The sequence below is a fragment of the Corynebacterium sp. genome (assembly GCF_012837295.1).
Taxonomy (GTDB): domain Bacteria; phylum Actinomycetota; class Actinomycetes; order Mycobacteriales; family Mycobacteriaceae; genus Corynebacterium.
On the sequence record NZ_DURI01000349.1, the window covers coordinates 1 to 2,851 of the forward strand.

Genomic DNA, 2,851 nt, shown 5'->3' on the forward strand with positions numbered 1-2,851 from the left:
CGCCGAACAGCTTGAACACGTTCAGCGCGGAGTAGTGCCCGGACTTCTGGATGTCGCGGACGATGTCCTTGAACGGCTCGACGGCGTCCATGGGCACCACGAACTGGTACTGCAGGAAGCCCTTGGAGCCGTAACCGCGGTTCCACTCACCGATGAGGTCCAGCGGCTGGTAGAACTGCGTCAGATTCTGGACCTGGTTCTTGTAGCGGCCCGACTTCAGCCACCACAGTTCGCCGATGGCGACCATGGACAGCTTGTTCATGGTGAACGACGGGAAGATGTCCGGCACCGTCACCAGCTGCGGGGCGTTGAACTTCAGCGGGTCCTTCGCCAGCTTCGGGGCCAGCTCCTCCAGCTGCGCCAGCGTGGCCAGCGAGCCGCGGGAGATGGCGGCGCGGCCGAGCTTCGGCTCCGGCGAGATGGCGTCGAACCACGCGGAGGAATAGGTGTAGTTGTGCTCCGAACCGTCGGAGTGGAACGCCACCGTCTCGTCGAGGTCGGCGGTCAGGTCGCCGTCGGCGATGAAATACGCGGTCTCCGTCTTGGTCATGCGGATCTTCGCGCGGAGGATGATGCCGGTCAGGCCCATGCCGCCGACGGTGGCCCAGAACAGTTCGCCCGACGGGTCGTCGTCGGAGCCCTCCGGCTCGAGGTGCAGGATGCGGCCGTCGGCGACGAGCAGTTCCATCGACGCGACGTGGTTGCCGAAGGAACCGGCCGAGTGGTGGTTCTTGCCGTGGATGTCGGGGCCGATGGCGCCGCCGATGGTGACCTGGCGAGTGCCCGGCAGCACCGGGACCCACAGACCGTAGGGCAGCGCGGCCTTCATCAGCTGATCCAGGGTGACGCCGCCGTCGACGTCGACGATCGCCGAATCCGGGTCGATGGAGTGGATCTGGTTGAGGGCCTGCATGTCGACGACGAGGCCGCCGGCGTTCTGGGCGGGGTCGCCGTAGGAGCGTCCCATGCCGCGCGGGATGATGCCGCGCTTGAGGTGCGACGGCTTGCCGTCGTTCTGCTCGGCGACGGCGCGGACCGCGTTGGCGATCTCCGTCACGTCGGAGGTGGAGAGCACCTCCGCGGTCGAGGGGGCGGTGCGGCCCCAGCCGGTGAGTTTCCTGGCTTCTGTGGAGACGGCTCCGGGGGCACCGTTCGAAGCGTCGGTGCTGGACGTGCCGTTGTTGTGTGCAGACATCACCGCACACGCTACTCCCGGCCGCATGAGTCCACAGGGGGGCGCGCCCCGGGAGTGCGCCTAGAAATACCTGAGAATCCCCGCAGCGCCGGGATTTTCCGTCCCATTTGCTTTGCGACGGTCCGCGTGGCGCGTGGGCGTCGCAAAGCAAAGGAAGCGGCCTACAGGTCCATCAGGTCGCGGATCTCCTGCGGCAGTTCCTCCTGGGAGGTGATGGTGGGGCCGTCGTACTCCTCGAGGAGCCGGTACACGCGGGTGCGGCTGACGCTGTCGAGCAGCGGCAGCTCCTGGGCGACCAGTCGCGTCATCTCAGACGACATCGGGGTGTCGGTGTGCTCCGCGGCGATGTAGACCGGGTCTTTCTTCTTCTTCCTCAGGAATCCGAACATGACCGTGAGGTTATCCTGTTGCCCATGAGCGAGGACAGCGCCACCGAACCCGCGACCGCCACCGACGCCGCCGAAGCCGCCGGGGCCGCCGCAACCGACGTCGCCGGGGCCACGGCTCCGACGACCATTGCCGTCGTGGGCGCGCCGGGCGAATCCGGCGAGATCGCGGTGTGGCACGTGCAGCTCGAGCCGCAACTGACCGGGGGCCGGCTGTCCGGCGCCTGGCTGGTGGACCCGGCCGCCGACGACGCCGGGGCGACGCTGGCCAACCTGTTCGCCGGGGCGGCGGTGCTGGCCGCGGGGGAAGAGGTCGACGTCGTCAAGCGAACCCCCGCGCCCCGCGTCGACCTGGCCGCGACCGTGAAGGCCCTGCGCGGCCACGTCAAGGAGCTGAAGGCCCGCGTCGCCGAGGAGAAGGCCAAGCCCGGCAAGGACAAGCTGGTGTCGCCGCGCTTTCCGACGGTCGCCGACGTCGAACCCATCGAATTCGGCCACGTCGGGGAGGCCGCCGCCGGGCGCGTGCTCGCGTGGGCGCGCGGGCTGGAGGAGCTCACCGCGACGTGGTCGGAGCTGGAATCGCAGCGCCGCCGGCGTGACTACCTGCGGGAACCGTGGGGTGCGGAGTCCCGCCCCGTGCCTCTGGAGTACGCCGCGGACTGACCCCGCCGCGAGGTGGGGAGGGGCTTCGGGGCACGGCGGGGTTCGGGGAGCGTCGGTACGCTTGGGGCCATGTCGACGGACACCGACAACGTCATCGCCTTCCCGGGCGTGCGCGTGGCCGCGGAACCGGCCACGCTGATCATCGGTGCCGTTTTGGCGGAGGAGCCCCAGGTGGTGCACCGGCAGTTCGGCATCAACGACCGGCTGACGCTCCGCGAGCTTTCCGACGCGCTGCGCGTCATGTTCGGCTGGCCCGGCGAATCCGCTCCCACCAAGTTCACCCTGGACGGGACCGCGGGAATCGGGTCCGGTGCGGGTGCCGGGGGCGGCGGGCTCGGCGCCGGGGGAGTTGGAGCCGGGCTGGGGCTGAGCGTCAACGTGCCCCTCGACACCGTCATCGGCGACGTGCTGCAGGACGTCGGCGATACCTTGACCTGGCACTGGGGGCTGTGGGATCACCGTTTGGACGTCCGCGAGGCGTTCGCCCGCGACGAGGCCACCCCGGATGCGCTGTGCATAGGCGGGTCCGGGACCATCGACGGGCTGTGGCGCGGCGGGCGCGTCGTCAACGTCGCGGCGCCGGGTGGCGCCGGCCGGGACGGCGGCC

General features: G+C 69.9%; 3 protein-coding genes and 1 pseudogene. 2 read left to right on the top strand and 2 right to left on the bottom strand.

What is annotated here, in order from left to right:
- Together GX015_RS11455 and GX015_RS11460 are read right to left on the bottom strand one after the other, a co-directional pair.
- Nucleotides 1-1,195: FAD-binding oxidoreductase (locus GX015_RS11455; RefSeq protein WP_291345262.1), on the bottom strand; the 1,195-nt coding region annotated here is incomplete at its 3' end.
- 161 nt (nt 1,196-1,356) lie between these two features.
- Nucleotides 1,357-1,584: a hypothetical protein gene (locus GX015_RS11460; protein WP_046649536.1), complete on the bottom strand. Its 228-nt coding sequence runs from the start codon at nt 1,582-1,584 to the stop codon at nt 1,357-1,359.
- Between the two features lie 24 nt (nt 1,585-1,608).
- Between GX015_RS11460 and GX015_RS11465 the strand changes: the two genes are divergently transcribed.
- Complete coding sequence (locus GX015_RS11465; protein ID WP_291345263.1) at nt 1,609-2,244, top strand: hypothetical protein; 636 nt, start codon at nt 1,609-1,611, stop codon at nt 2,242-2,244.
- A gap of 69 nt (nt 2,245-2,313) precedes the next feature.
- A pseudogene (locus GX015_RS11470) lies at nt 2,314-2,851 on the top strand (hypothetical protein); the annotation flags it as partial.